Source organism: Micromonospora sp. NPDC047465, from assembly GCF_040643125.1.
GTDB lineage: Bacteria > Actinomycetota > Actinomycetes > Mycobacteriales > Micromonosporaceae > Micromonospora.
On the sequence record NZ_JBEYTP010000135.1, the window covers coordinates 1 to 1,015 of the forward strand.

The following is a 1,015-nucleotide window of genomic DNA, read 5'->3' on the forward strand; positions in this document are numbered from 1 at the left end:
TGGAAGCGAACCCGGAGAACTGAAATATCTAAGTACCCGGAGGAAAAGAAATCAACCGAGATTCCCTAAGTAGTGACGAGCGAACGGGGACTAGCCCTTAAGTTGCATCAGCTTCAGCAAAAGAACCTGGAAAGGTTCGCCGTAGAAGGTGACAGCCCTGTATGCGAAGGGGCTGATGCGATGAAATCGAGTAGGGCGGGGCACGAGAAACCCTGTCTGAATATGGGGGGACCATCCTCCAAGGCTAAATACTCCTGACCGACCGATAGTGAACCAGTACCGTGAGGGAAAGGCGAAAAGAACCCTGGTGAAGGGAGTGAAATAGATCCTGAAACCGTGTGCGTACAAGCAGTAGGAGCCCGCAAGGGTGACTGCGTACCTTTTGTATAATGGGTCAGCGACTTACTGTTCGTGGCAAGCTTAACCGTATAGGGGAGGCGAAGGGAAACCGAGTCTGATAAGGGCGCATAGTCGCGGGCAGTAGACCCGAAACCGGGTGATCTAGTCATGCCCAGGGTGAAGGTGCGGTAACACGCACTGGAGGCCCGAACCCACTCCCGTTGCAAAGGTAGGGGATGAGGTGTGATTAGGAGTGAAAAGCTAATCGAACCCGGAGATAGCTGGTTCTCCTCGAAAGCTATTTAGGTAGCGCCTCGGACGAATACTACTGGGGGTAGAGCACTGTTATGGCTAGGGGGTCATTGCGACTTACCAAACCATGGCAAACTCCGAATACCAGTACGTACTATCCGGGAGACACACGGCGGGTGCTAACGTCCGTCGTGAAAAGGGAAACAACCCAGACCCACAGCTAAGGTCCCAAATTCATCGCTAAGTGGTGAACGATGTGGAAAGGCACAGACAGCCAGGAGGTTGGCTTAGAAGCAGCCACCCTTTAAAGAAAGCGTAATAGCTCACTGGTCGAGTCGGTCTGCGGGGAAGATTTAACGGGGCTAAGCGGGCGTCCCGTCCCGCCCGTCGCCACCGGTCCGCGTCCCAACGGGCCGCTCGCCAC

Annotated in this window: 1 rRNA gene; it reads left to right on the top strand. The window is 54.6% G+C overall.

Annotated features, from left to right (window positions below):
- A 23S ribosomal RNA gene (locus tag ABZ793_RS34720) occupies window positions 1-1,015 on the top strand; the annotation flags it as partial.